The following is a 25,854-nucleotide window of genomic DNA, read 5'->3' as shown; positions in this document are numbered from 1 at the left end:
TTTCTAGCAATAGTACACAAAACAAAAATCACTCAAACAATCCAATGCTTGAGTGATGTCTTTTCATTTATTTATCTTGGGCATGCTGTACTAACAACTCTGTTACTTCCTCTATTTGCCCTAATATAGAGATAGGGTCTGAAAACCAGAAGCTCCATCCATCAATTTCAAAAATTTGGTCATTTTTCACAGCATCTAGTGTTTTCCAAATTGGCTCGTTTTTATAATCGTATGTTTCCACAGCTTTATCAACAGCCATAAAAATATAATCACCCGCATAATCTGTAAGCAATTCAGGTGATAATTGCAGCCAAGGCTTTTCAGGATCAATATCCTCTACTATCTTTGCGGGTGCAGTTAGTCCAAGCCCATCATAAAATGACCGCCCTGTATAGCCATTACCGTATAATGTTATGTCATTTTTTGCTCCACCAGCTAAAATCGTAACTGTTTCATCCTTACCAATAATATTTTGAACAGTTTGTCTGGCTTTAGCTACTCTTTGATTATAGTCATCTAACCAAGACTTCACTTCTTCCTCTTTATCTAAAATTCTACTAAACTCCTCCAATGTTGCATCCATTTCTAAAGTAAATGGTATTAAGACAGTAGGTGCTATTTTGGCATATGCTTCATATTTCTTCTCATCTCCAGTAATTATAAGGTCAGGTTTTAAGTCAACTACTGCTTCAAGAGATTCTTCAAAATAAGCAATTCCTTTATTATGCTCTTTCAAATAAGGGCTCTTCATATAAAGCTCCTGTGTTCCTATTGGTTTAATGCCCATAGTTAATAAAAAACCTGGATAATAATCGGTCACAATACGTTTTGGGTCAATAGGAATTTCTACATCACCATTCACCGTAGATACGATTTTCGTTGTCGATTGTACGTCTGTAGACTGATTAGTCGGTGCTTTTGTCTCTCCATTATTAGAAGCAGTAATGGTAGTACCAGAACATGCACTAAGCAATAAAGTGAAGCATAACAATAAAGTCGCCATTATAGAAGACTTTGCTTTCTTATTCATGGGTAAATCTCCTTTTTGTATATATTGATAATAATTATCATTATCAATATAATATTGCAGTAACTTCTTGTCATTAGACAAAGAGAGCCAATGAATAGGACGATACGATTCATTCCGTTTATGCTGATTTTGTTGTCTAAATTGCACAGGGGTTAACCCATTGTATTTTTTAAAAATACGAATAAAATAGGAAACATCTTCATAACCAACACTGAAAGCTATTTCCTGCAAGCTTGCTTGGGTATGTAGTAATAATTGTTGTGCCTTATGAATTCTTATATGAATAAGATAATCAATAATACTTCTACCTGTCTTACGTTTGAACTGCTTTGCTAGATAGGGCACACTATAATTTAAAATTTGTGCAATGGATTCTCTCGTAATTGGCTGACTATAATATTCTTCAATATAACCTTTAATTTGCTCAACTAGATCAGGTTTATGAACATGCACCTGTTGTTTATAGAGCTGTCGTAAAAGCTCGTAAACAAATTGATAAAACAATGCTTTAACATGGAAATGCTCTAAGTTCCCTTGTGTTTCCCATTCACTATGCATGGCTTCAAGTTTTTCTTGTAAAGTCAATGCATGGTAAACTTGAAACGCATATTGGTATTGGAATGGATTATCATGTTCCATTAATGCAAGTATCTCCGTTTTACAAGGAAAAGACATACTTGCTTTATAAAGAATCAGGTAATACTCAAAGGCTTCCTCTACTGAGCCGATATGTAGGCATCCCCCTTTACCACTATGTAATATATGAGAACTTTCTAGCCTATAGCTCTTACCATCCAATAAAACATTTGCTTTTCCCTTCTTGGCATATAGGAAACTGCTTGCAGGAAACCGATATGAGGCAAGCTGTTCATCTTGCTCTATCCTTGTATAACGGATATCAAATATGCGAAGAGAGGCAGATTTCCACAAAAGTAAATGATCCTCTATTTTCATTGTTGATTTCCACACCTTTCTAATGAAAACATAGAAAAATTAGGTGATTACTTTTGTCTTCATTATAAATGATAAACATTCTCAACGATAATAAAAAATATTTCTGAATGGTTTCTCTACAGGAATCTGTACCAACGAAAGGTGTCACTTTTTATTTTCATAGAAGATTAGTTTCGTAATATGCAAAATACTTCCCTGTTTTATCAACAAGGAAGTAGCATTTTCTTATTTTTTACTTGTAAGCCATTTGGTTAATTCTTCAACTTGAGCAAGGACAGCAGTTGGATCATAATACCAAGAACGTTCCTCAGGCCAGATGTAAAGATGATCATTTTTTACTGCTGGTAAGCTACTCCAAATGGGATCTTTCTTAAAATCCTCAAGCGTTCGAGTATCTGCTGTCAAAATAATATAGTCACCTGCGTATTCTGTTAGCATTTCCTCTGAAATTTCTGCCCACTGCTTTTCCATAATTTCATCTGCAATTTTTGCAGGCGGCTTTCTTCCAAGTGACTGATAGATTGGCTGTCCACCACGACCAAAGTTATCACCATAAACATACAGTTTTTTACCCGCATCTTCAATAATTGAAAAGCTTGCATCCGCTGGGATTATCGCATCCACTTGTGCTTTAGCATCAGCAATTTTTTGATCATACTTTGTTAGCCAGTCCTTTGCTTCCTGTTCCTTACCTAATAATTGACCAAAGTATGTAAGTTCTTCATGTGCATCTTTTAATTCACCATAAGGGATCACAACAGTTGGAGCAATTTTACTTAAAGCTTCATAATTATCTCCATTTCCTGTAATAATTAAATCTGGTTTTAAGCCTATAATTTTTTCTGTGGATGGCTTTCCATAAGTACCAATGCTTGCAACTCCTTTTAAGGAATCCTTTAAATAAAAATTTTCAAGCGTTAATCCAGGTGCACCTATAGGCTCTACATTTAACACAATTAAAGTTGCAATATATTCTTCAGCAACGATACGCTTCGGGTTTATGGGTATTTCAATCTCTCCATTCATAGTTTGTACCTTTTTTGTATCTGCTGATTTGCTCTCTTTATTCGTAGTGGTTGAGGTTGTCGTATTCCCACAAGCAGCTAATAAAAGCAGTAATCCAAGAAAAAGTGAAACAATGATTTTTCTTTTTTGTAATAGCAATCTTATCCCTCCATACAGCTTAAATGATAATAATTCTCATTCATTGTAGAAGAGTATACTATAAATGTCCATGCATGAAAGTGATCTGTCACCATGCACTTTTATGATGTCAATACTCTCATCAATTCTTCCAACTGAGCTGCTGTAGACAATGGGTCATATCCATAAAATAATTCATACTGATTGATAAAATACACTTGTTTCTTACGTACAGCCTCCATTGACTGCCATTGTTCTGAGTGTAGCACCTGCATAAGGCGTTTTTTACCCAAATCATGCTTAGGTATAGCCGTGATAAAAATATGATCTGCTGGAAAATGAACAAGCTCTTCAATTTCTGCTGAAAAAAAACCAGATTCCCTAATACTTTGAGCAACAATCGAAATTGGTCGACTAAACCCTAAATCATCATATAATATTTGACTTCCCCTACCATAGCTACTATCTAGACAATAGGCTGCATTGCTACCTATTTCCCATACAATTGCAGTACCTCTTTGGCCAATCCGTTGATCAAGGATATGATTACAATCCACTATTTGTTCATTATATTGATATAGCCATTCTCCAAATAGTTCCTGTTTGTCAACAATATTGGCAATTAGACGAAACTGTTCTCGCCAGCTTAACTGCATACATGGAAGCTCGAATACAGGTGCCAATGAAAGCAATGCCTTTCTCTCTCTTTCACCACTATAGTTAATAATGACATCTGGACATGCCGCTATAATTTCCTCATAATTTGTGGCAACATCATGCTCGTAGCCTTTTAGCTTATGTACTGAAGGAACCGACTGTAAACTCTCAATATATGGTGAAAATACACCCAATTCAGGTATAATCCCAAGCGCTAATAAGCATGCTGTATGGTTTGTATTCAAGGTAATGACACGCTTCGGCTTTTGATAATAGACGGAAGGTGATAAACCCACGAGCTGTTTAAATTTTCTGCTTAAATAGTTCCCTTCTCGATAGCCAACATCTCGTGCAAGGTCATCTAATTTAGGCATTTCATACAATAGCTTCTTTTGTGTTTCACGGACTCTTAGTAAAGTTAAGTATTTAGTAAATGGATAACCCGTATGCTTAAGAAATGTGCGCGAAAAATGTTCTGGACTCACTTGGGCCTTTTCCGCCATTTGTTCACGAGTCACTTCCTCCTGAAAATGTAAATGAATATATTCTAGTGCAATTTCAATCCATGATTCTTCTTTTTGCTGTCTAGATTGATTTAATTCTGTGTAAAGTGTCTCTAACAAGTCAGAGAATAATTTCTGTAGGCGGAATGGATGCGTTTTTTTAATAGCCCTTGCTTCCTTCTCTATTTTCAATGTCAGACTCATAATCTTATAGGAACAATCTTGTATCATGGTGATTTTTTGAAACAAGCTGGATTCTCCTACTCCGAACGGGCAATACTCGATGACTATTCCACTCACATCACTATTATCGGGAATATGAAAATTACTGATACAATCCCAAAACATTATGGTTTTAGCATGAAGCTCAATTTGCTGATTTTGAAGAGTATAGTTAGCACTACCATCATAAACAATGATGATACATGGTAATGGGGAGGAGTGTTTATAGGGTTCTAGCATATCTTCTAATTGAATTATTTGTATAGGCTGATAAAAAATATGGGAAAGTAGGCTATCCCTCTGCTCCCACATTTTAAGCTGATCTTCTACATTTTTCATAGATTGTTCCCTTCGGCAAATGGCTGAGAAGATTTCTTTAATACCTCTCTAGGATTTATTCCATACTTCCCCTTAAATGCTTCAGCAAAATAGCTTGGATTGGAATAGCCCACTGCATTGGCAACCTCTGTTACATTCATTGAGCCATTTTGTAGTAAATAACTAGCCTTCTCTAAACGTTTTTCACGTAAATAGCCAAATACTGTTGTGCCGAACATTTCTTTAAAGCCCTTTTTTAATTTAAAATCATTTAACCCGATTAAACGCGACAATTCCATTAAGGAGGGTGGATTCATCATATTTTCAATTATAATGGTCTGTGCTTGACGTATCTTTTCCCTGTCACTATTTGAGAATTCCGTTAGATGAATTGGGTGGCTAAGAAAGGTTTGAAATGTTCTCATTAACAGTTGTAAAACAGTATATTCAAGCTCTAAATTTGTCATTTTTTTAGCAGCTATACCATGCAGCATTTGCTTTAAAATAAGCGTATCTATAGCATTAATTTTTTCCTGAAAGAGGCGATAGGAGGTTCCTTTAAGAACTTCATCAAAATTCATAGAACTCTCACCATTGCCATCTATCTTATTCATATAATGATTAAAGGTGGAAACTGGAATACCAATACCAACCATTTGATAAGATTCATTTTTATTGAATAAAAAGCTAGCCTCTACTTGTTCAATAAATTGTAATGAACATGTCCCAGCAGTTATTTCATAGGCACAATCCGAAATTTGAACTCCCCTTGTTCCTTGTAGACAGAAGCTAATTTCTACCATAGGCTTTGCTGTGAGCATATCCATTCGATGCTCTTTATAAAATGAATAATTAGAAACGACCACTTCCAAATCCTTACGAGGGCTAAGTCGATGAATAGTTCCATCTTTTACACTTGACTGAAAAGACATGTAATCCTGTGGTATTTCCTGTAAACTTAGTATTTCGAATGCATGATAAAAATGATTAAAATTTTGATGAAAATCAACTTTCATAGAGGTTGTCACCATCTTTCAGCTCTTTATTGAGAATGATTATCAATAACTAACCAAAGTATAGCAAACAGATTTACTTTTAGCTATCAATTATGCCTTAGCGTGAATACGTGACATCCGCTAGGACTATTGTTCCTGTATATTTTCACCTTTAAGAACAGTTGACAGAAGTAGTGTGATAAAGAATACGATTGCACCAAAGCCATAAGCCTTTTTAAATCCTCCTGCATACTCAATAAGCCAGCCTGCAATTCCTGGTCCCATCATTTGACCAACCGCATAGAAAATGGAAATAAAACCTATAGCGGATGCTACATACGAAGGTGACACCTGCTGGCTAGCCTTCATTTGAATCAAAACAAGAACTCCACCAAGTGAAGAGCCCCATATAATGGAGGATAATATAAACCCTCCTGTATTTTCTCGCATAATTGGAAGGAGATCTCCTATAACAGATAATAGCAATGCTGCTATCAAAGCTTTTTTCACACCGATTTTATCAGCCAACATTCCCCAAAATGGAGCTCCGCCAATAGAAACGATGCCTGCAATTGCATAGATAGAGCCTGCTGTAGCAGTTGAGATGCCAAGCTCCTTCATATAGCTTGTTTGATATAAATTAGGGATTAGATAGACTAGTCCAACAGCGAAATACATACCTGTAATCATATACAGCTCCTTACTTCGCCAAGCAGCGTCACTATCCCAAGTAGTACCCTTTTCAGCTATAGCCTGTGGTTGCTTTATTACCCAAAATGCTAACAACACTACTACAATGGTCATGATTGCGAATATTAACCAAGCTCCCCTCCAACCTAGCTCTGGAAATTGCTGTAGCATAAATGGCACGAGTAAACCTGATAATAGCATTCCAATACCAGCTCCGCTCATTAGCAGTCCCATCACAGTGCCTCGTTTCTTTGGATATAGGCTAACAGCTATAGATAGTAGAGGTGTATAAACAAATGCACTTCCTGCTCCTGCTAAGAACAAAGCGATAGCAGCCCACCAAAAGCCTGTGACAAATACTAGACCTCCCAAGCCTAAAATAACAAGACCACCCCCAACAAGCAGAACATTTTTTGCACCAATACGCATTGTTAGCATTCCCGAAAGCCCTACGGTTAGTAAATAGCCTAGAAAAAGCATTGTTCCTAGTAGCCCAGATTGTGTTGTTGACAGTGACAGCCCCTGCTGCATAAAGGGTAAGATAATCCCATAGGCCATACGCGCAAACCCTGTCGTTGTTACAATCAATAACATACCGGTTGTAACAAACAGCCAAAAATTTCTCATTTCCCTTCCCCCCATACTGAATGTTAATTAGTTTTTTACGATAATCTTACCTAGCTCATCTATTAGCTCCATTTTCCCCATCGCTGTAAAGGCATAATTATAGTTCTTGGCACTGGTAATTCGATAAATGTGCTTATTCTTTACAGCATTCATACTGTCCCACACATTATTGTCATCTAATATAGTAGGTCCGTTGTCAGCCATCAGAATGATATGATCAGGTTGAAAAGAAGCTAATGCCTCCACACTAGTTACCTTGCCACCCCAAGGATCTGGCTCTGGGGTTCCCTCTGCCTTTGATAGCTGTAAGTCATTAAACACCATATCTGCAACTCCTGTAGCAGCGTAAATTCGAATTTCCTTTGCAGTAGCTTCAATAATAGCGAAGGTCTCATCCTTTGTTTTTTCCTTAATATCAATTGCCCATTGCTGTGCCTTTGTTTCATAGGCTGCATACCATTTTTCCAGCTCTTCTTGCTTATCAAAAAGATTAGCAATAAAATTAAAGCGCTCCTGAAAGGCATTAAAATCATATGGAACCATCACCGTTGGGGCTATTTTTTGTAATTGCTCATATTGGTTTTCATGTCTTGCACCTGCAATAATCAAGTCTGGCTTTGCAGAAGCTACTGCCTCAATATTAATATCCGATGCATACCATCCGGCATTTACTGTAGTTGTGCCTAATTCCTTTCGAACAATGGGTGAAAACCTAGACGCATCTTCAATATCCGTATTGGAGCTAACCACTGGCTTGATGCCGATAACCAGCAGCTCCTCGGTTGAACCTGAAAGATCTGCTATTCGTGAAGGATTACTTGGTAGTTTCACTTTTCCAATCTTATCTTTCACTATTTTGGTTTCCGCAGCATTGCTTAAGTCATCTGAAGCTGCACTCCTTTTTTCTGTATCGTCTGCACAGCCATAAAGGCAGAACATGATTAAAACGAATAAACTAAGCCCTATTTTTTTCAAAATGTATCATCCTTCCTTTTATTGATAACCATTATCATTTAGAAACATGGTTAGTTTAATCTTTTTAAATATCGCTCTCCACCAATTGACGGATATTTCAACGGTTAGACGGATTTTATTTCTGAATGCTGGATGAAATCTTTTACACAAAAAAAGACGCCCCTATTTAAGACATCTTTGCTATCAAATGAGTTTTGGATAAATATAAAATGGGCTTCTTTGATTTCTCCATTGTGAAAGTTAAGATGCTCCCTTATGCTTACTAGTATCGATAATGATTCTCATTATCTGTTAAATACTATTTCGGAGGACTAGGTATGAAAACGTTTAATAAATATATGCTTCTTTGTAGCGTACTGCTAACTTTAGGATTAGTACTAGCTGCTTGTAGCTCGAAAAATGAAACATCAAAAAAAGAGGAAGAACAACCGGCAGAAAGCAATGTACGTGTTTATAAAGACTATTTAAATCATGAGGTGGAAATCCCAGTAGAGCCAAAGCGAGTGATTTATCATGGCGAGGGCTATGGTGATATTGTCGCGTTAGATGCCCAAACAGTAGGTGCAGGCTTCTCTTGGATTACTGATTATGCATGGGAGAAAGAGGTACAAAATGTAGAGGATGTTGGATTTCCAATCAATATTGAGAAAACACTTGAACTAAAACCAGACCTTATTATTGTTGCGACTTCAGATGAAAAGATCTATGAGCAGCTATCCAAAGTGGCACCAACCATTGTTTTCGATACCTTTGCACCTATTGAGCAACGCTTAACAGAGCTTGGAGATATATTAAACAAGAAGGAAGAGGCAGAAAAATGGCTCAGCAATTATAAAACGAAGGCAGAAACAATGTGGAAATCCTTAGTTGACGAAGGCGTTTTAAAAGAAAATGAAACGGCATCTGTTTTAACATACTATCCTGGGGATCGACTGTTTGTGATGGCACGTGCAGGGCTTTCACAGGTTCTTTACGACTCCAATGTCTTAAAGCCAGGTGAAAAAATACAACAAATACTTGATGAAGAAACTGGATTTGCTGAAATCTCCACAGAGCTTCTTCCTGAGTATGCGGGAGATCGAATTTTCATCCTTACGCCAGTACCTGATGAAGCGAAACAGTCTACAAAGGAAATGATGGAAAGTCCAATTTGGAAGGGCCTCCCTGCTGTAAAAAATGGACATGTTTACACAATTGACATTCGAAAAGCTGATAGCGATGCTTCAACTAGAGAATGGCTACTAACTGAACTACCAAATATGCTAAAGAAATAAATAGTAAGAGACATTTCATCTTTGTTGAAATGTCTCTTTACTTTTTATACAATATATTTAATTGATAATGATTTTCATTTAGAAAGGAAGTCAACTAATGGAAGACAAAAATTCAACTTCTTTTACCAAAGACTTACTTTTTCATTTAGAAACTATTGACTGTATTTCACAGAGCTATCCGTTTATTTCAACCACTCATCATACTATAATCCATTTTACGGATGGTAATGGAACGTTAACGATTGATGAAATTCCCTATCTTGTGACTAAAGGTAAGATTTTTCTTGTACAGCCTCATTCAATAATTGATTTTTCGGATGTAACTAATGGTTTCCGTTTCTATAAAATTTCCTTTTCAGCTTTTCAGCTAATAAAAGGCCCTTCTCCATATGTAGGACCCATTTTTTCTGGGCAAGTGGAATATACGTTATACCCAACTACCCGCTTTACTCGCCTAACAGAAGATTTGCATACTATGAAGCCTCATTCGGATTATCTTAAACAACAAGTAGTCTTGTATGAATTATTACATTTATTGTTTGAACATCAGCTTCATATGGATTACCAAGAAAATATTACAAAGGCTGTCGAACAAACAATTGACTATATACATAAGTATTATCAGCAGTCTTTACCAGTTAAAAAACTCGCTGAATTAGCCCATATAGCTCAATGGCAGTATAGTGCAATCTTCCAAACCTTAACCGGGAAAAAGCCATTGGATTATATAACAGATTTACGCCTAAAAAATGCAAAGGAATTACTGCTACAAACAAATGAACCTTTAAAAGATATTGCCCAGCAGGTGGGATTTGATGATGAATATTATTTTAATCGTCGCTTTCGACAGGTCGTTGGCATTCCGCCAAAGCAGTTTGCTCGTCAATATAAGCAAAGGACTATTGTTAAAGATTGGACAGGGCATGAAGTAGAGATTCCTGCGTCACCTCATCGAATTATTTATCATGGAGAAACATTTGGGGATATGTTGATTTTTAATGTACAGCCAATAGGCGGTGACAAAAAATCTATTAGTAAATCATTTTATAAAAACCATGTTCCCTATGTGCAAGATGTGGCATTTCCAATTAACGTTGAAAAATCTTCGAAGCTGAATCCAGATTTAATTATCTTTACAAATAATGACGAGCAACAATATCAGGCATTATCATCTATTGCTCCAACCATTACACTAAATTCTTGGGATTCCTTGGATGAACGCATTCTTCTACTAGGGGAGTGGCTTGGTCAACAACAACGAGCAGAAAATTGGCTAACACGGTTTAGAATACAAGAAAATTCAATGTGGCAGCAGCTGCAAACAGTCGTAAAGCCTGGTGAAACGGCTACTGTTTTTACTTTTGATCATGGTAAGCGACTTTTTGTTATGGGCTGTACAGGTCTATCGCCCGCTCTTTTTCATCCATATGGATTCCAGCCTCATAGACAAGTAAATAAATTACTACAAGCAGGAAAGGGCTATAAGGAAATACCAATTGATCACTTCCCTCAATACGCTGGTGATCGAATCTTTATGTTATTATCTGACAAGCCTGAATCGCAAAAAGCTACTATGGAGTTGCTCAATAGTGATAGTTGGAAGGAACTCTCTGCTGTACAAAATAACCACGCTTATTTAATTGACGCAACAAAATGGAATTACAGCGATGCCTTTACAAGAGAGAAATTACTGGGTGCATTACCGAAACTTTTGGTTAATGTAAAGTAATTTTCACACTAACATACAAGAGGTGACATGTTAACATGAAAACGGAAAGTGCTACAGATATAATGACAACTCAAATATCATTAAAGGATATCCGAAATTATATTGCGAAAAACCATCATCAGCCTCTAACGATTGATCATTTAGCTTTCATTTCTGGTCTTAGTTCCAGCTATTTTGGTGAGGCCTTTAAAAAGGCATTTGGCCAAAGTGCTACTGATTATTTAACAGAGCTACGCATCGGACATGCCAAACAATTACTTCGCGATACTGACTTATTGTTACGTGATATTGCTAGAAAAGTTGGCTACAGTGACGAATTTTATTTCAGTCGAAAATTTAAAAAGGAGGTTGGAGTTTCACCATCCTCTTATAGCAAAATAGCTCGTCGGCGCATTTCCACCTTTTCTGTGTCCACTACCGGGAATTTATTAGCACTAGGAATAATACCTGTCGCAGCGCCACTCAATGCTAAATGGAGTCCATATTATTACAACCATTACCAGGATAAAATTCATGTACATTTAAATATATTTGATGCGGAATCAGAGGACAACTTCAGAAAACTAGCATCTGCAAAGCCAGATATTCATATTTTCCAGGACGAGCCATCTCTATCCATGCTAAATTGGCTTGAATCAATTGGCGTCAAACACGTGTATATTAAAGCAAATAATTGGAAAACACAGTTAACAGAAGTAGCTGATGCCATCAACAAACAAAGCACTTGTAAATATTTCATTCAAACATACGAGCAAAAAGCATTGCAGGCAAAGCTTGAGGTTAAACGCGCTGTTGGAAAGGATACTTTTGCTGTACTCCGATTATGTGGAGATCAACTATTTTTATATTGTAATAAAGGAATTCAGGATGTTCTTTTTACAGATTTGCAGCTTCATTCTATTGATGCTCAACAACAAACATGTAACGAGCTTATCACTCTTGAACAGCTTTTAGCCATAAATCCAGACCGTTTGCTAATCATCATTTGCCCTGATGCAGCAACTCGAAATTATTGGCTCGCATTACAATACCTAGACAGTTGGAAGAAGTTGCAGGCTATAAAAAATGGACATGTCTATGTTTTGCCATCGAATCCTTGGTTTGAGTACTCTGCTATTGCCATTAATCGAATGTTAGATGAAACATTGTTAATGTTGACCGGAAAAAATCCAAATCTCTTTCCCGCTCCCGTCCATGGCATCCTATCTAACACTGAATTATAATTCTGTTTGAGAATCATTATCAGTAGAAGGAGACCTTGATGTACAATGAACGAAAACTGTCATAATCACTGTCAAACAATTTTTAAATCTATCTTTGTGTTAGCCTCTTTATTATTTGTTATTGGCGTACTTACTGCCTGCAATGCTCAATCAAGTAATAAGGTAGAAACACAGGCAGCCCCAGAAAGCACGAGGGAGCAAAAAGAGGTTTATCCATTAACAATAAAGGATGAGCTTGGCAATGAAGTGACATTACCTGCTAAGCCAACAAAAATATTTGCGCCTGTCATGGAGGATTCGCTGCTTGCTTTAGGCACTAAACCCATGATGCAATGGTCAAATGGCATGAAGCCACAGCTCTATTTACAAGATCAGCTACAAGATGTACCAGAAATTAGCTTTGCAAGTGGTCCCCCATCTGCCGAAGCAATTATGGCTAACAAACCCGATTTAATTATTTTGCACAACTCTTTTTATGCTGAAAATGGCACATATGAAAAATATGCAAAGATCGCACCAACATATGTGTTCAAAAATGCAGCGAGTGATTTAGAAGGTTCTATTAAAGTATTAGGACAGCTGTTGAATGAACCAGATAAGGCTGAGCAAGCATTACAAAGTTATCAAGAGAAGGTGGATACTGCAAAAGCGAAGCTGGCTGCCGTTAGTGAAGGGAAAAAAGTGGCGTTAATTCGCTTTAATGCGAAAGGAATGTTCTTTATGACTGATGAGTATTTCAGTGGTTATGTATTAACACATGAATTAGGGTTTGAACAAAGCAGCTTAGTGAAGAATGGTGCCTTCGAAGTGTCATTAGAAATTTTACCAGAGCTTGATGCAGATTATATTTTCCTCATCAATGATGGCAATCTTGGAGATGATTTTTTAAAGGAATTTAAGGAAAGTAAAATTTGGCAAAGTACTGCTGCCTTCAAAAACAATCAAGTATACGAAACATCAGGAGATTATTGGCTAAATGGGGGCATTCATGCACAAGGAAAAGTCATAGACGATGTATTGGAGTTTATAACGCCATGAAAATTATGACAAAAAAACCCTATGTATCAGAAGGCTATTTTGAATACGCGATGACTTCCCAACAACAGTTAGACTATCGAATTTTGATTGCACCACCAGCAGATGGGCCACCAGCAGATGGCTATGCTGTGATTTACGCCTTAGATGGGGATGCACTTTTTCCAACGCTTGCAGAGGCAGTGAAATTACAAACACGTAAACCAAAGGGCTATGACCCTATTCTTGTTATTGGCATCGGCTATCCCTCGAAGGAGCCATTTGATATGGAACGACGATGCCGTGATTTTACACTACCTGTTAGTGAAGAACATCTGCCGCCACGTCCAGATGGAACGCCTTGGCCTCCAAACGGCAAAGCCAATGAGTTTCTAGACTTTATTGAACATGAGCTCATGCCTGTTGTCGCAAAGGAATGGCCTATCAATAAAAAGAAACAAGCGATTGTTGGTCATTCCTTAGGCGGACTTTTCACACTATATGCTTTATGTGCAAGACCCCATTTATTTAGTCATATAGTAGTCGGAAGTCCCTCTGTTTGGTGGGCTAACAATGCCGTACTAAAAGAAATAGATAGATTTGCTGAAGCTTGGAACAGTCAGCATACTATTAATCTCCTACTTACAATCGGTGCTAACGAGCTGCCAGATATGCTCGAAGGAGCTGATCAAGCAGCAGAACGAATGAAGCGTTTAAGCGACCAAAACATTCACACTCATTATGTGAAGTTCGTTGAGGAGGATCATGTTAGTGTTCTTCCTTGTATGCTTAGCCGACTCCCTCGATTTTTAAATTCCTAATGACAATGAAAACCCCAGGTGGCAATTTCTCCACACTTGGGGTTATTTATAGCATCAAAATGATAAATGATTAATTATTTAGCATGTTTGGAAATTCTTCTAGCAGCATGTTACTTGTTGTCATATCATCATAATTCCATTTATCCTCAATGAAATGTACTTTATTGTTTTTAACGGCAGGCAAAGTTTTCCACAGTGGCTCTTGCTTTAATTCATAAAAGGCCTTTTGAGCCTCTTTATTCCCTGAGATTAATACAAATAAGTGATCGCCTTTAAGTGTCTCATGTAGCGTTTCCTTAGTAATCTCGATATATGGTCCACTATTTGGCTGTAGTGCCTGCACCTTTTTGTCCATGGCAAATCCTTTTGGTTGATACAGTAAACCTGCTACCCCGCCTGTTTTCATCACAAACATCTTTTTATTCCAAAAAAATTGGAATACCACAGCCGTTTCACCTTCAGCCACATTGCCATCTGCACGAAGCTGCTCCCACATTGCATCGGCATCTTCATTATATTTCTTCAGTAGCTGCTCTCCTTCTTCCTTTTTACCAACAATATCAGCAATGACTGGTAATCGGTTCTTTAATGGCTGCATACCATCAAAAACAACTGTTGGTGCAATTTTAGAAGCTTCTTCAACCTCATTATCCATAACATATGACAGCATGATTAAATTTGGCTTTAATGTAAGTACCTTCTCCAAATTTGTTGGAAAACCGATATCTATTGAATTAATTTTCCCGTTATCTTCTAAAACACCGCTCTCAATAAAACGTCGGTCTACCCCAACAGGCTCTATACCTAATGCAAGTAAATCACCAATCGCATTACCCTGAAGTACAATTCTTTCTGGGTTTGTAGGAATTTTTACCTCCGTTCCTTGACTATCCTTATAAATTCTTGTCTCAGACGAGCTAGCAGACTGGTTTTCTGTAACAGTCTGATTTTGTCCCGTTGTTTCATTGTTTAAACTGACAGTCCCTCCCGTACATGCCCCTAATAATAAAGTAATGCAAAGTAGCACCATTGCTGTAAATGAAGCCCTTGAACCTCTATGCATATGTATATCTTCCTCTCGCTTATATTGATAATGATTATCACTAACAATATATCGTTGGAGGCTCTCCCCATCAATAGACGATTCCATGATGTTTTGTGGAGAATCTTCTATATTTCTTTCTGTGATGAACTTTCTATACTTACCTGGAGACATGCCTGTATGTTTTTTAAAAAGTCGATTAAAATAATGGACATCATTATAACCAACACTTTTTGCAATCTCTTTCAATGCAATATTAGTTGCTCTTAAACTAGCTACCGCTTTTTCCATTCTTATATGTGTTACATACTCTATAAGGCTATAACTCGTCTCCTTTTTAAATAATGCGGATAGATGAGATACACTGTAATTTAAACGATCTGCAATAGAATCTAAACGAATTGGTTGTGTATAATGCTCCTCAATGTACAGCTTTATTTGTTCTGTAAGATCTGTTTGTTGTATTTCTATTCCTTGCTTGCTTAACTGTTGATAGATACTCAAAACAATTTGATAAAATAAAGTCTTTGCTTGAAAACGCTCAAGCCACTGTGATTGGTGCCAGCTCTTGTACATACACTGTACCTTATCATGAATAACAAATGGATAATTTGGTATAAAGCTATATTGCGTTTGAAAAATGTCTCTCTTTTCCTTTAAGTAGTTTATTTCCTGACGAACAGGATAAGAAAAAGAAGCCTTATAAAAAATGAAATAATACTCTAGCTCCTCATTTACAAAATAAATATCTAAGTTTAATCCTTTTCCACTATGTATAATCTGAAATTGTTGCACATGATAATCCATATTATCAAGTCGTACTTGAGCATCTCCTCGCGTGACAACGATAAACATACTCGATGGAACTTTGTATGATCTCAAAGATTCCCCAATGTTCAGTATCCTATGGCGAACATCTAGTACCTTAATTAAAGCATGATTCCATAGTAATAAATCTTCTATATCCATATTTCGTTCCTACCTTCCTAATATAATTGACTTATATACTAATTATTATAAGTGATAATAATTATCAATTATAAAACAGATATATGAATTTTGACGTTGTAATACTCTAATGAATACAAAAATCTGAGACTCTAGCATGTAAAACTAAAATTAATAACATCATTTAGTTCTCCACCTGAACTACATCACAAACATCCTCATACAACGTAATCTTTTCTGCATTCACACAAAAAGGATTAAGTCCAGTAAAACACTGAACTTAATCCTTTTAAATTACTCACATGATTATTTAGAAATTTTACCTTTTACAAGATACTTATTTCCATATTTATCTACTATAACAATTACAATATAATCATCCTCAATGAATGGGAAGGTATTATTTGTAATTGGTTGCACTGTTCGTCCGTTCTTAAGCTGCGTTTTACCATTACCATGGCTAAGGCTTGTTAATGCTCCAGAAGTACTTGGATCAATTACCTCAATTGGTTTAACATTATCTATATCTGTAGATGCATATGTCTTACTATATACTGTGTAATAGTAGTTGACCTCTTCTCCAGGTTCCACTGAAGGATCTGAGAACGTAAAGTCGAATGTTGCATTAATTTTATTACTTCTATCCACAGTTATTGGCTCTTGAAGCTTAGCACTTTCAATATTGGTTGTAAGAGTTCTATAGATATAAGATGCTTTAGGCTTACCTTTTGTGAACGGTATTTGTGTATTGGCGATAATTGCACTGCCTTTATCTGTAATATTCGCATTTACTGTTAATGCAAAGCTTTGATCTACTTGATTATTAAATGTAATAATCATTTTTCTAGGTTTCCATGTCTCTTTTACATCTGCACCATCTTCCCATGCCCATGTATAGCCTGGTAATGTCGCAGTTGTACCATCTAAGTTTGTAAAATTAAAGAATGACTGATTATTTTTAATAACGCTTCCTGGATTCGCAGGGTCTCCGACAGCTTCTGAGAATGTAACCTCAAAAGTTTTTCCATCAATTCGTTTAAAAATAGGGTCCTCTACTCTTGGAGCTGTGCCATCAGAATAGATATTTTCTCTCATCCAACCTGTACTTGTTTCATCATATCCATCAGAAGTAGCGTTGGATCTGTACACTGTTATATTTCCATACGTATCTGCTGCACCAAAATACACAACGTAATCCTTGTGTGGCTCTAAAGTTACTCCTGCAGCTTCAGATAATGGGAATGATCCCTTTCCACTTTTCTTAACGCTTGGGCTATTTCTTAATTTATCCTCTAGGAATTTACGTTCAGCAGGTGTATCAATTTTTAGATTTGCTGAATCATTTGTTGTGCCATCTGCATTTTTCTTCGGTACAAACCAATAATGAAGCTCTGTTGTTTCATCAGTATCAAAGGAAATCATAGCTTTCGTATCATCATTTTCTTTAGGTTTTACTACTAAATTTTTAATTAACGGTGCTCTTGTATCACCAATCATTTCCTTAGAGGTAATTTTCGAAATTTCCCCACCACGATCCTTTAAGACCATATACACGGAATAGCTTAAGAATGGATTTAGTTTGTCTTTTGTAATCGTTATTGGGAATTTTTTTGTAGCTTCCTCTAAATCAGCTGGGCCTGATCCACGATCAATATATATATCCTTCCCACCAATTTGGAAATAACCTGATTTTAATGATGCTTCATTTGCAAACTCATTCACAAAATCACGTTCTGTAATGCCCTTGTCTGTTAAATATTGCTTAAACGTTTTTACTTCTCCATTGTCTTCAACTGTATCAGGCAACACCATGTAATAATAAGTTCCGGCCTTACTTGGCTTAAACTCTACTTCAGAGCGTCTAAAGTTATCATTTTGATCTGGCTTACTAACTACATTTTCAATCGTTATGACAGGCATATCAAATTTTTCATGGATATATTCCGCATAGTTTCGCACAGGTTTGCCAGGATCAACAGTATTCACATTTTCAAAATCATTACCCGCTAAGTCCTTTACACCTGGTAAAACAGTAGCGCGTAATGTATCACCGTAAACAAAGCCTGTTTCAGAAGGGATCGTTAGTAATACTTTTTTATCTCCTTCTTTATATTCTACTGCAGAAGGCTTAATTTTATTTTGTCCTGTTGTGTTAACAATAACTGTCCCTGATAAATCATAGTTATTTATATTACGAGCACTTTCAGGATCTAATGCCTCGTTTAAATATAAGTAAAATTGATTTGATTTTCCTGTTTGTTCCAGTTTTGTTTGCTCAACATAAGGATGAATATTATCCAATGCACTTGTCGTAAACTCTTTGATAGCCTCTTTTGGAATAGGATCTACCGAATAGTTACCCGATGCATCCTTCATCACCACATAGAGCTGGTACACTTCCTCTGCCTCTAAGCCTGATAAAATCTCCGTAATTCCTAGTTTTCCTGCAACAGCCTTACCTGTACCTGTTGGCTTTGCTACTATATCTGCAGTTGTTGGATCAGCTGCAGTCGTCTTTTTACGAACATAGTAGTAATAATCTCCAGGCTCACTTGCTGTAAATGTAAACTCTGCTCGTTTTCCACCATGTAAAGGATTCACCTGTAGAGATTTTACTGCTGGCGGTGAAGCATCCTTCATCTGGAAGGATTCTGATTTAAGATCAGAAACATTTTTCGCGCCATCAACGACCATTATATAAACAACATATTCTTTTTTCTCACCTAAATTTGTCACTTTAAAGGTGTTGTTATTTAATAGCGCTGAGCCTGTTCCACTTGCGACATTATCAGTAGATATACGATCAACCATTTCTCGTTTTGTTGGTGGGTCAACATCCTTTTCGCGAACTATATAGTAATACGTGCCGACTTTATCTGAAGTAAAATCTACCTGTACATCACTACCATTCAATACAGATACTTTTGTGATATTAACGACAGGCTTAGTTTTATCTGCAGGCTTTTGGTTCTCAATATCATCCTTATCGATTGGTTTGCCGTCTGGATCTGTAATACTGCCAACATTATCTTTATCCTCTAGGAAATCATCGAAAATATTATTTGGCGATTCACCCTTCGGTATAATAACTTTGTCAATATACGTGTAGTCACCAATATCCACCCAGCCGTATACATTATCCACATATAGTGTGCCTACTCGACCATCTATATAAAGCTCTAAATCTGTAAAGCTATTGTAGTTAATCCAGTCGATATTGCTATCTCCGTAAATTGTCAGCTTTGTCTCTGTATCAAGGTTTAGTGTTCCGATATCACCTTGAATCTCAAATTCTCGAACACTACCGATAATATCCACACGTGGTAGCTTAGTATTCGTTTCGATTTTTGTACCGCTTTGAGATACAACTAAACGCGATACAGTACTGTTATAAAATTCCAGATGTTTCTCCACATTTTTCATGGTCACTTTTTCTTTAGACCAGTTTTCGAATGGTTTGTTTTTATCTGGATTCTTTTCTGAGTTTTGATTTGTCCAATTTTGAAGATCAGACGATGAATTGCTATTGGACGAGGACGAGCTTTCCCCATTTGAATTTTCTGGATTTGACCAGTTGATAAATGAAAAATTAGTACTTGCTGTGCGCCCCATCGATAATGGCTTATAGCTGGAAGCATTTAAATGTAAAGGTGGTCGCACTGTTTCGTTTACTAGCATTGTGCCAGTCAATGTGATATTAGAAAATCCAATATAGTTTCCATTGACAACGATGGTTGCACTAAATGAACCATACTCACCATCAAAATCTAAAAATTTTGAGCTTGTGCCGCTTGCATTCAATGTTAGCTTAGAAACGGATTGAATGGTTTTCCCAGATAAATTACCCTCAATAATTGCTCCCTGTAAAACCGGTGCATTATACTCATTAAAAACATTTGCTAAATTTTCAGGTACAGTGTAAGGCTCCGCATTTATGTAGACTACATCATCTTCAACACCCGTAATCTTGTAAGAGGACGCATTACCCTTTTTATCTTGTGCGCGAACAATGAAAGAGGCAATCTGACCACGTGTTACTGGATTAAATGGAGAAAATGTAACTGCCGTAGTTCCATCTGTAACCTTTAAATCTACTAACGTTTGGATATAAATAGCATTACTCGTTTGGCTATTAACATCTTGAAAGCTATGATTATAATTTGAAGCTACCTCAAATTTAAATCCAAGCACCAGCATTTTTGCTAATTGGCCACGTGTAATAACTTCATTTGGCATAAATGTTCCGTTCGAATATCCAGACATGATCCCTGCATTTTGTAATGCCGCTACGTATTTGTAATATTCACTACCTTTTGGAACATCCTTATAATAAGGGTCCTGTACATTTTTTAAGTCTAGCTTTAATACAGTAGCCAGCATTTTCGCTGCCTGACCTCTTGTTACATTTTGATTTGGTCGGAAGGTATTGTCTGCAAACCCACTAATTGCACCCTGAGAATGTAATTTTAAAATATTATCATAGTGACTTGAATATTGATCGATATCCTTAAACGGTGAAGTAGCTGCTTCTGCCTTTTGCGGTGGTGGCACTACTAAAGCGATTCCGCTAGTAGCAAAGACAGTTGCAATAAGGGCTTTGTTCACTTTTTGGATTTTTGTTTTATCCATCCCACTCATCCTTTCACTTATGGATTTTGATACGTACAAATATCAATTTCATCATACCCTTTATATCGACAGGTAATTAGAAAACCTTCATAGGTAATTCTAAAATACTAATAGAAAGTCGTGCATTAATCGGTGCTTTGTGAAATTAAAGTGTACGTTTGGGCAGTGAATACACCTCTTTGAGATTTCCCCTCTCCAATTGATGGCTATTTACTCCTTTTTTAAATACTCTTCCTTCACATATGAGCATCATTCATTGTTTAATGAGATTCCTGCATAAAAAAACCAAGGAGCATCGGTGCTCTCTTGGCTTTAACGATATATAGGCATACATCTAGTCGTTCTTGTAAATGTCATAAGGGAAAAGGGGGGTAACCTTACGTCTTGTCAAGTCGATCAAGAGATGTGTCCCGAGTTTGCATATTAGTTGAACATGATTTAGAGGTTATATGTCAAATCATTTAAGAGTAGCTTACCCAAATGATTTCTACATTAATCATGTACCCTAAAAATAGCAATGTATGCCTATCTGTCATAAATTTTTCACTGGTTTTCTTGCCCAGCTACCATTACTTGATTACGCCCTGCTTGCTTAGCAAGATACAATGCACCATCAGCGGCTTCAAATAATGCTTCAGTTGAGTCAGCCATTTGAGGATAGACAGCCACACCTGCCGATAATGTCACTGGTCGGCCACAAGGACTAATCGTGTTAGCTAAAACCTTACGCAGCTGCTCTGCAACAGAAGCAGCTTCCTCTGCTGCAGTATTAGGCAATAGCATAACAAATTCTTCCCCACCATAACGGCAACACACATCTCCTTCTCGAGCTACAGCTTCCATATTCTTCGCTAAGAATTGCAAAACCTTATCCCCCACAGCATGACCATATGTATCATTCACACTTTTAAAATGATCTAAATCTAACATAATGATCGCGTGAGGTAACTTGTTTTCTTGCCATTCTGTCAGCATTGCATCCATCGTACGGCGATTTGTTACCCCTGTTAGTGGATCAGTGGTAGATTGATCCTTAAAAAACATTACCTGTCCATGTAAAAAGGACAAGCTCCTTATTAAGGCACTTTTTAAAGAGTACGCTTCAAAATACCAGCCCTGAACTGATTTTAGGCCTTCAACATTTTTAGTATCTAGGCTCTCCTCTGTTAAAGTAGCTAGTTGCTGTAAAGGACTAGCGATACGTGCTGCCGCCCAAAGCACAATAAAGATTGAAACCAGCATAAGTGGTATTGATTTTATAGCCACATCCTGTACCCGGTCAAAAGAAGGCGCTAATGCTACATCTAAAGGTCTTTGAGAAACAACTCCCCACCCTGCTAAAGATACTGCACTATAGCCAGCGAGCATTTCAATGCCTCTTGTATTCTCTACTAGCTGTGCGCCATTCTTTCCAGAAATCACAGCCTTCACGACTTTATTATCAGTAACAATATCATTGATTCTACTTGGGTCCTGATGGTAAATAACTCGACCATCTTCATCTACTACATATACATAAGAACCATCATGGCTATAATGTTCTCCCAATAAAGTATTGAAAGCATTTTTTTCCTTCAAATAAATGGTCCCAGCTACCATTCCTAGATATTCATTCGACGCTGAGAATATAGGATAGGATATAAAAATAATTAGACGTCCTGTAATTGCCTCATAAGGTTTTGATATAAGCGGCTCCTTTTTAGTTAAAGCATCTTTAGCACCAACTGATGTTAAAACATCACCCTTTATTTCTATAGAAGGAGGTGAAATAGAAAGCACACGGCCATCTGCATTCGTTATAACGACAGAGTTAAACATACTATTTTGCATTTTTAAACGATCCGTTTCCTGATCCAATGCATTTTCATCATCCATCTTTGAACTCATATTGCCAGCACTATAACCTAAAATTTGAAAAGCCTCCTCTAGGTAAGCATCTGCGGTAGATGCTAATTTTTGTGCATACACTCGATTTGTTTCCAATGTATTTTCCTTAATTGAGTCAACATTCATTCGATAACCGCTCCATAGGCTACCAATACTTGTAAGGAAAAAAGCAGCCATTGCTACTCCCATAATTAAATGTTTTAACTTTAACTGATTTGATTTCAACTTTCACACCCCTATTTTTCTTAATGAGTACATTTTCTTATTTTATTAGAAATAATTTGTTGAAACAGTATATTTTTTAAAGATATATTATATCTAAAGTAACATTATAGAGTAAGTAACTAAATTTATCCTCTCGTTTTTTGATAAAAAATGTAGTATTTTTATAGTAATAAAACGCAATTTTTCTGATAGATTTTTTACTTAAACAGAAGAGGATTGAAGTATGTTGATTTATAAAACAGCTCCAATTTTATTGGGCTTCGGTATGGGATTATGGGCTAATGCCTCTATCAACTTAAATAAAAAAACTTATTCGAGTGCATTTACGCAAAAAGATTTCTCGAAGAGCAGCTTTCAAAGTGAATACAAAATGGAATGGCATCGAATAGGGACAGATGATTCCCAATTCTCTCTTGTAGGAAGGCATAATTCTCAAGTCGTTGGTGGATACGAGACAAGGTTAGAGCATATAGCATTTGGTATTAAAATAGGTGCTAATCGAATAGAGGTCACTAAAAAATACGGGTCTCCTCTCAAAGCTATTCACTATCAAAAAACAAGTTATTTGCTAAATTATATGGATTGTACAGACAATGAAGCACATGGTACCTATTTAATTAATCAACACTATGTCACTTTTTTCTATGATCTACACAAAAACAATATAGTTCGCTCCGTTCTTTGGATCCGTGCTGCTACAGAATTAAACAAAAACGGATTCTATGGAGAACCTTCCAATGAATTACGTACAGGATTTGAAGATTTAATGGTTGAACTCATTAATCATGAACGAGCCGTAGAAGGATTGCAACCACTTATTTATGATAATAGATACAATCCTATTGCTCGCCAGCATAGTAGTAATATGATAACTTATCAATTTTTTAGCCATGAGGATCATATAGGTCATCATTCTAATGATAGACTTACTGCTGGTAATGTAGATTATTTTTGGTATGGTGAAAATATCGCCTCTGGTCAATGCAATAGCATTTTTGCTCACGAGGCACTGATGAATTCTACAGGACATCGTAGGAATATTTTAAGAAAAGAATTTACGCATGTTTTTGTTGGCATCTGCTTTAAAAACAATGGTTTACCTTATTTTACAGTGAATTTCTATTCAAAGTCATAGCGTAATATTTCTTAAATGAATGGCTCTCAACGTTCGTGTAATGGCTTGAAACGAAACTTACCTTTTTCTTGACTATGTTACTTTTAACACTAAAAAATCTCTATGTGTAATTTATTGCATAGAGATTTTTTCGCCTTCATATTTACGGAATTTTCAAACAAAAGGTGGTTATTTTCTGAAATTTGACAGTAAATCTATATTCAAAATTTTTTTACTTTTATTGTTATTCTGACATATAATTTTCAGACTAATTATTTTATAATAAAATTTAACATAGTCAAGCCATTGATTCTTCTGTTATAATACTGATAAATTTATACAACACTGTATTAATACAGATACAATACAGGCTTTTTTCACAAAATGGGGTTAAGAGAAAAGTGTTGCTAGGCATCTTTAAATAGATGGCATTAGCAGCCTACACAAAAAGGGGTTGGGAGATTTGGGTATTTTAAAGGGGTTAAAAATTCTCGATTTTTCTGCATTACTACCAGGGCCAATGGCGACAATGATATTTGCTGATTTAGGTGCGGAGGTTATTCACGTGGAATCTTCGAAACGTGTGGATTTAACACGAATCATGCCTCCTTATGATGAAAATCAAGAGGCATATATACACCAACATTTAAATCGTTCTAAAAAGTCATTAACGTTAAATTTAAAATCGCCAGAGGCTGTGGAAATCGTCAAGTCACTCGTTAAAGAGTACGATGTTATTATTGAAGGTTTTCGCCCTGGCGTTATGCAACGACTTGGCATTGGCTATGAGACACTTAAGGAAATCAATCCAAAGGTTATTTATTGTGCAATTACAGGTTATGGTCAAACGGGACCCTATAGCAATCGTCCAGGACATGACAATAACTATCTATCATTAGCTGGTTTACTGGATTACTCTCGCCATAAGGACAAAAAACCCGTTTCAATGGGAATTCAGCTAGCTGATATTGCAGGAGGCACCATGCATGCTGCAATCGGCGTACTAGCAGCTGCATTACATCGTGAAAAAACAGGGGAAGGGCAATATATCGATATTAGTATGACAGATGCTGTATTTTCACTTAATGCTATGTATGGAGCTGCATACATTGGAGGTGGACGAGTGCCTCAGCCAGAGCAGGAAATTTTAAATGGTGGCAGCTACTATGATTTTTACAAAACAAAAGATGGCAGATTTTTCTCAGTAGGAAGTCTGGAGCCTCAATTCCGCAAGCTGCTATGTGAAGCACTTGATATTCCTGAGCTCATTGATAATACTTTTAATGATTCATACTATACACAAATTCGTTTTAAAGAGGCAGTTCATGATGCTTTTTTATCAAAAACCTATAATGAATGGCTAGAAGTGTTCAACGCGGACTTCGAGGGATGTGTGGAACCCGTTTTAACTTTTCCTGAAGCGTGCGAGCACCCACAACTGAAAGCTCGCGGCATGATTGTTGATATTCCCAAAAGCGATGGTACGACGCAACAACAAATTGCATCTGCCTTTAAATTTGACGGAGCCCAACCTGAATATAAGCATGTAGGTGCCAAGCTTGGAGAGCATAATGAGGAAGTGTTATCTGCTCTTGGCTTTAGTGTAGAAGAAATTGCTGATTTAAAAGACAAGGGTGTTTTAGAATAAACATAAAAGGAGTGTTAGTGTAAATATGCACTAGACACTCCGTAAGCCCGTATTCAAATAACGCATATAAATAACTAGGCACTTCCAGTACGATAGACGTATCAATTATTGGGGGTGCTTCTTTATGTCAACTACTAAACTAACAATCGTCCCTGTGACACTGGATTCCATCACGGACAAATATTC

Annotated in this window: 16 protein-coding genes; 7 read left to right on the top strand and 9 right to left on the bottom strand. The window is 36.6% G+C overall.

Annotated elements, in window-relative coordinates; genetic code table 11:
• Window positions 1-67: 67 nt before the first annotated feature.
• From AC1RNS_RS18350 to AC1RNS_RS18325, 6 genes are all read right to left on the bottom strand, one after another.
• A complete protein-coding gene (locus AC1RNS_RS18350) occupies window positions 68-1,984 on the bottom strand; it encodes an AraC family transcriptional regulator (protein ID WP_492994750.1) in 1,917 nt (638 codons plus the stop codon).
• A gap of 225 nt (window positions 1,985-2,209) precedes the next feature.
• Window positions 2,210-3,148, bottom strand: a complete 939-nt coding sequence (locus AC1RNS_RS18345; protein WP_492994748.1) for an ABC transporter substrate-binding protein — start codon at window positions 3,146-3,148, stop codon at window positions 2,210-2,212.
• A gap of 101 nt (window positions 3,149-3,249) precedes the next feature.
• Entirely contained in the window at window positions 3,250-4,848 is a 1,599-nt protein-coding gene (locus AC1RNS_RS18340) for an ABC transporter substrate-binding protein (protein WP_492994747.1), read from the bottom strand.
• Window positions 4,845-5,843: an AraC family transcriptional regulator gene (locus tag AC1RNS_RS18335; RefSeq protein ID WP_492994745.1), complete on the bottom strand. Its 999-nt coding sequence runs from the start codon at window positions 5,841-5,843 to the stop codon at window positions 4,845-4,847. The genes AC1RNS_RS18340 and AC1RNS_RS18335 overlap by 4 nt, the downstream gene beginning before the upstream one ends.
• Before the next feature lie 126 nt (window positions 5,844-5,969).
• Entirely contained in the window at window positions 5,970-7,154 is a 1,185-nt protein-coding gene (locus AC1RNS_RS18330) for an MFS transporter (RefSeq protein WP_492994744.1), read from the bottom strand.
• A 12-nt stretch (window positions 7,155-7,166) separates the two neighbouring features.
• Window positions 7,167-8,114 (bottom strand): ABC transporter substrate-binding protein, encoded by a 948-nt coding sequence (locus AC1RNS_RS18325; protein ID WP_492994743.1) that lies wholly within the window; start codon window positions 8,112-8,114, stop codon window positions 7,167-7,169.
• Window positions 8,115-8,431: 317 nt separating this feature from the next.
• Here AC1RNS_RS18325 and AC1RNS_RS18320 point away from each other — a divergent pair, with 317 nt between their 5' ends.
• The 5 genes from AC1RNS_RS18320 (at window position 8,432) to AC1RNS_RS18300 (ending at window position 14,175) form a co-directional block, all read left to right on the top strand.
• Window positions 8,432-9,388, top strand: a complete 957-nt coding sequence (locus AC1RNS_RS18320) for an ABC transporter substrate-binding protein (protein WP_492994741.1) — start codon at window positions 8,432-8,434, stop codon at window positions 9,386-9,388.
• Window positions 9,389-9,485: 97 nt separating this feature from the next.
• Window positions 9,486-11,117 (top strand): helix-turn-helix domain-containing protein, encoded by a 1,632-nt coding sequence (locus AC1RNS_RS18315; protein WP_492994739.1) that lies wholly within the window; start codon window positions 9,486-9,488, stop codon window positions 11,115-11,117.
• A 35-nt stretch (window positions 11,118-11,152) separates the two neighbouring features.
• Window positions 11,153-12,340 carry an AraC family transcriptional regulator gene (locus tag AC1RNS_RS18310; RefSeq protein WP_492994738.1) on the top strand — a complete coding sequence of 396 codons (1,188 nt, stop codon included), beginning with the start codon at window positions 11,153-11,155 and terminating at the stop codon, window positions 12,338-12,340.
• Window positions 12,341-12,385: 45 nt separating this feature from the next.
• Window positions 12,386-13,378 (top strand): ABC transporter substrate-binding protein, encoded by a 993-nt coding sequence (locus tag AC1RNS_RS18305; protein ID WP_492994737.1) that lies wholly within the window; start codon window positions 12,386-12,388, stop codon window positions 13,376-13,378.
• Window positions 13,375-14,175: an alpha/beta hydrolase gene (locus AC1RNS_RS18300; RefSeq protein WP_492994735.1), complete on the top strand. Its 801-nt coding sequence runs from the start codon at window positions 13,375-13,377 to the stop codon at window positions 14,173-14,175. The genes AC1RNS_RS18305 and AC1RNS_RS18300 overlap by 4 nt, the downstream gene beginning before the upstream one ends.
• 70 nt (window positions 14,176-14,245) lie before the next feature.
• On the opposite strand, the gene AC1RNS_RS18295 is transcribed toward AC1RNS_RS18300, so the two are convergent.
• The 3 genes from AC1RNS_RS18295 to AC1RNS_RS18285 form a co-directional block, all read right to left on the bottom strand.
• Complete coding sequence (locus tag AC1RNS_RS18295; protein WP_492994733.1) at window positions 14,246-16,186, bottom strand: helix-turn-helix domain-containing protein; 1,941 nt, start codon at window positions 16,184-16,186, stop codon at window positions 14,246-14,248.
• 285 nt (window positions 16,187-16,471) lie between these two features.
• Window positions 16,472-20,794 carry an S-layer homology domain-containing protein gene (locus AC1RNS_RS18290; RefSeq protein WP_492994731.1) on the bottom strand — a complete coding sequence of 1,441 codons (4,323 nt, stop codon included), beginning with the start codon at window positions 20,792-20,794 and terminating at the stop codon, window positions 16,472-16,474.
• A gap of 543 nt (window positions 20,795-21,337) precedes the next feature.
• Window positions 21,338-22,906 (bottom strand): sensor domain-containing diguanylate cyclase, encoded by a 1,569-nt coding sequence (locus tag AC1RNS_RS18285; RefSeq protein ID WP_492994729.1) that lies wholly within the window; start codon window positions 22,904-22,906, stop codon window positions 21,338-21,340.
• A gap of 223 nt (window positions 22,907-23,129) precedes the next feature.
• On the opposite strand from AC1RNS_RS18285, the gene AC1RNS_RS18280 reads away from it, so the two are divergent.
• Complete coding sequence (locus tag AC1RNS_RS18280; RefSeq protein WP_492994727.1) at window positions 23,130-24,041, top strand: CAP domain-containing protein; 912 nt, start codon at window positions 23,130-23,132, stop codon at window positions 24,039-24,041.
• Window positions 24,042-24,483: 442 nt separating this feature from the next.
• Window positions 24,484-25,668 (top strand): CaiB/BaiF CoA transferase family protein, encoded by a 1,185-nt coding sequence (locus tag AC1RNS_RS18275; protein ID WP_492994726.1) that lies wholly within the window; start codon window positions 24,484-24,486, stop codon window positions 25,666-25,668.
• Window positions 25,669-25,854: the final 186 nt, after the last annotated feature.

The organism is Lysinibacillus sp. GW821-FHT14F06 (genome assembly GCF_058803665.1).
The sequence above is the reverse complement of the archived record's forward strand: the minus strand, read 5'-3'. Positions and strand labels throughout refer to the sequence as shown.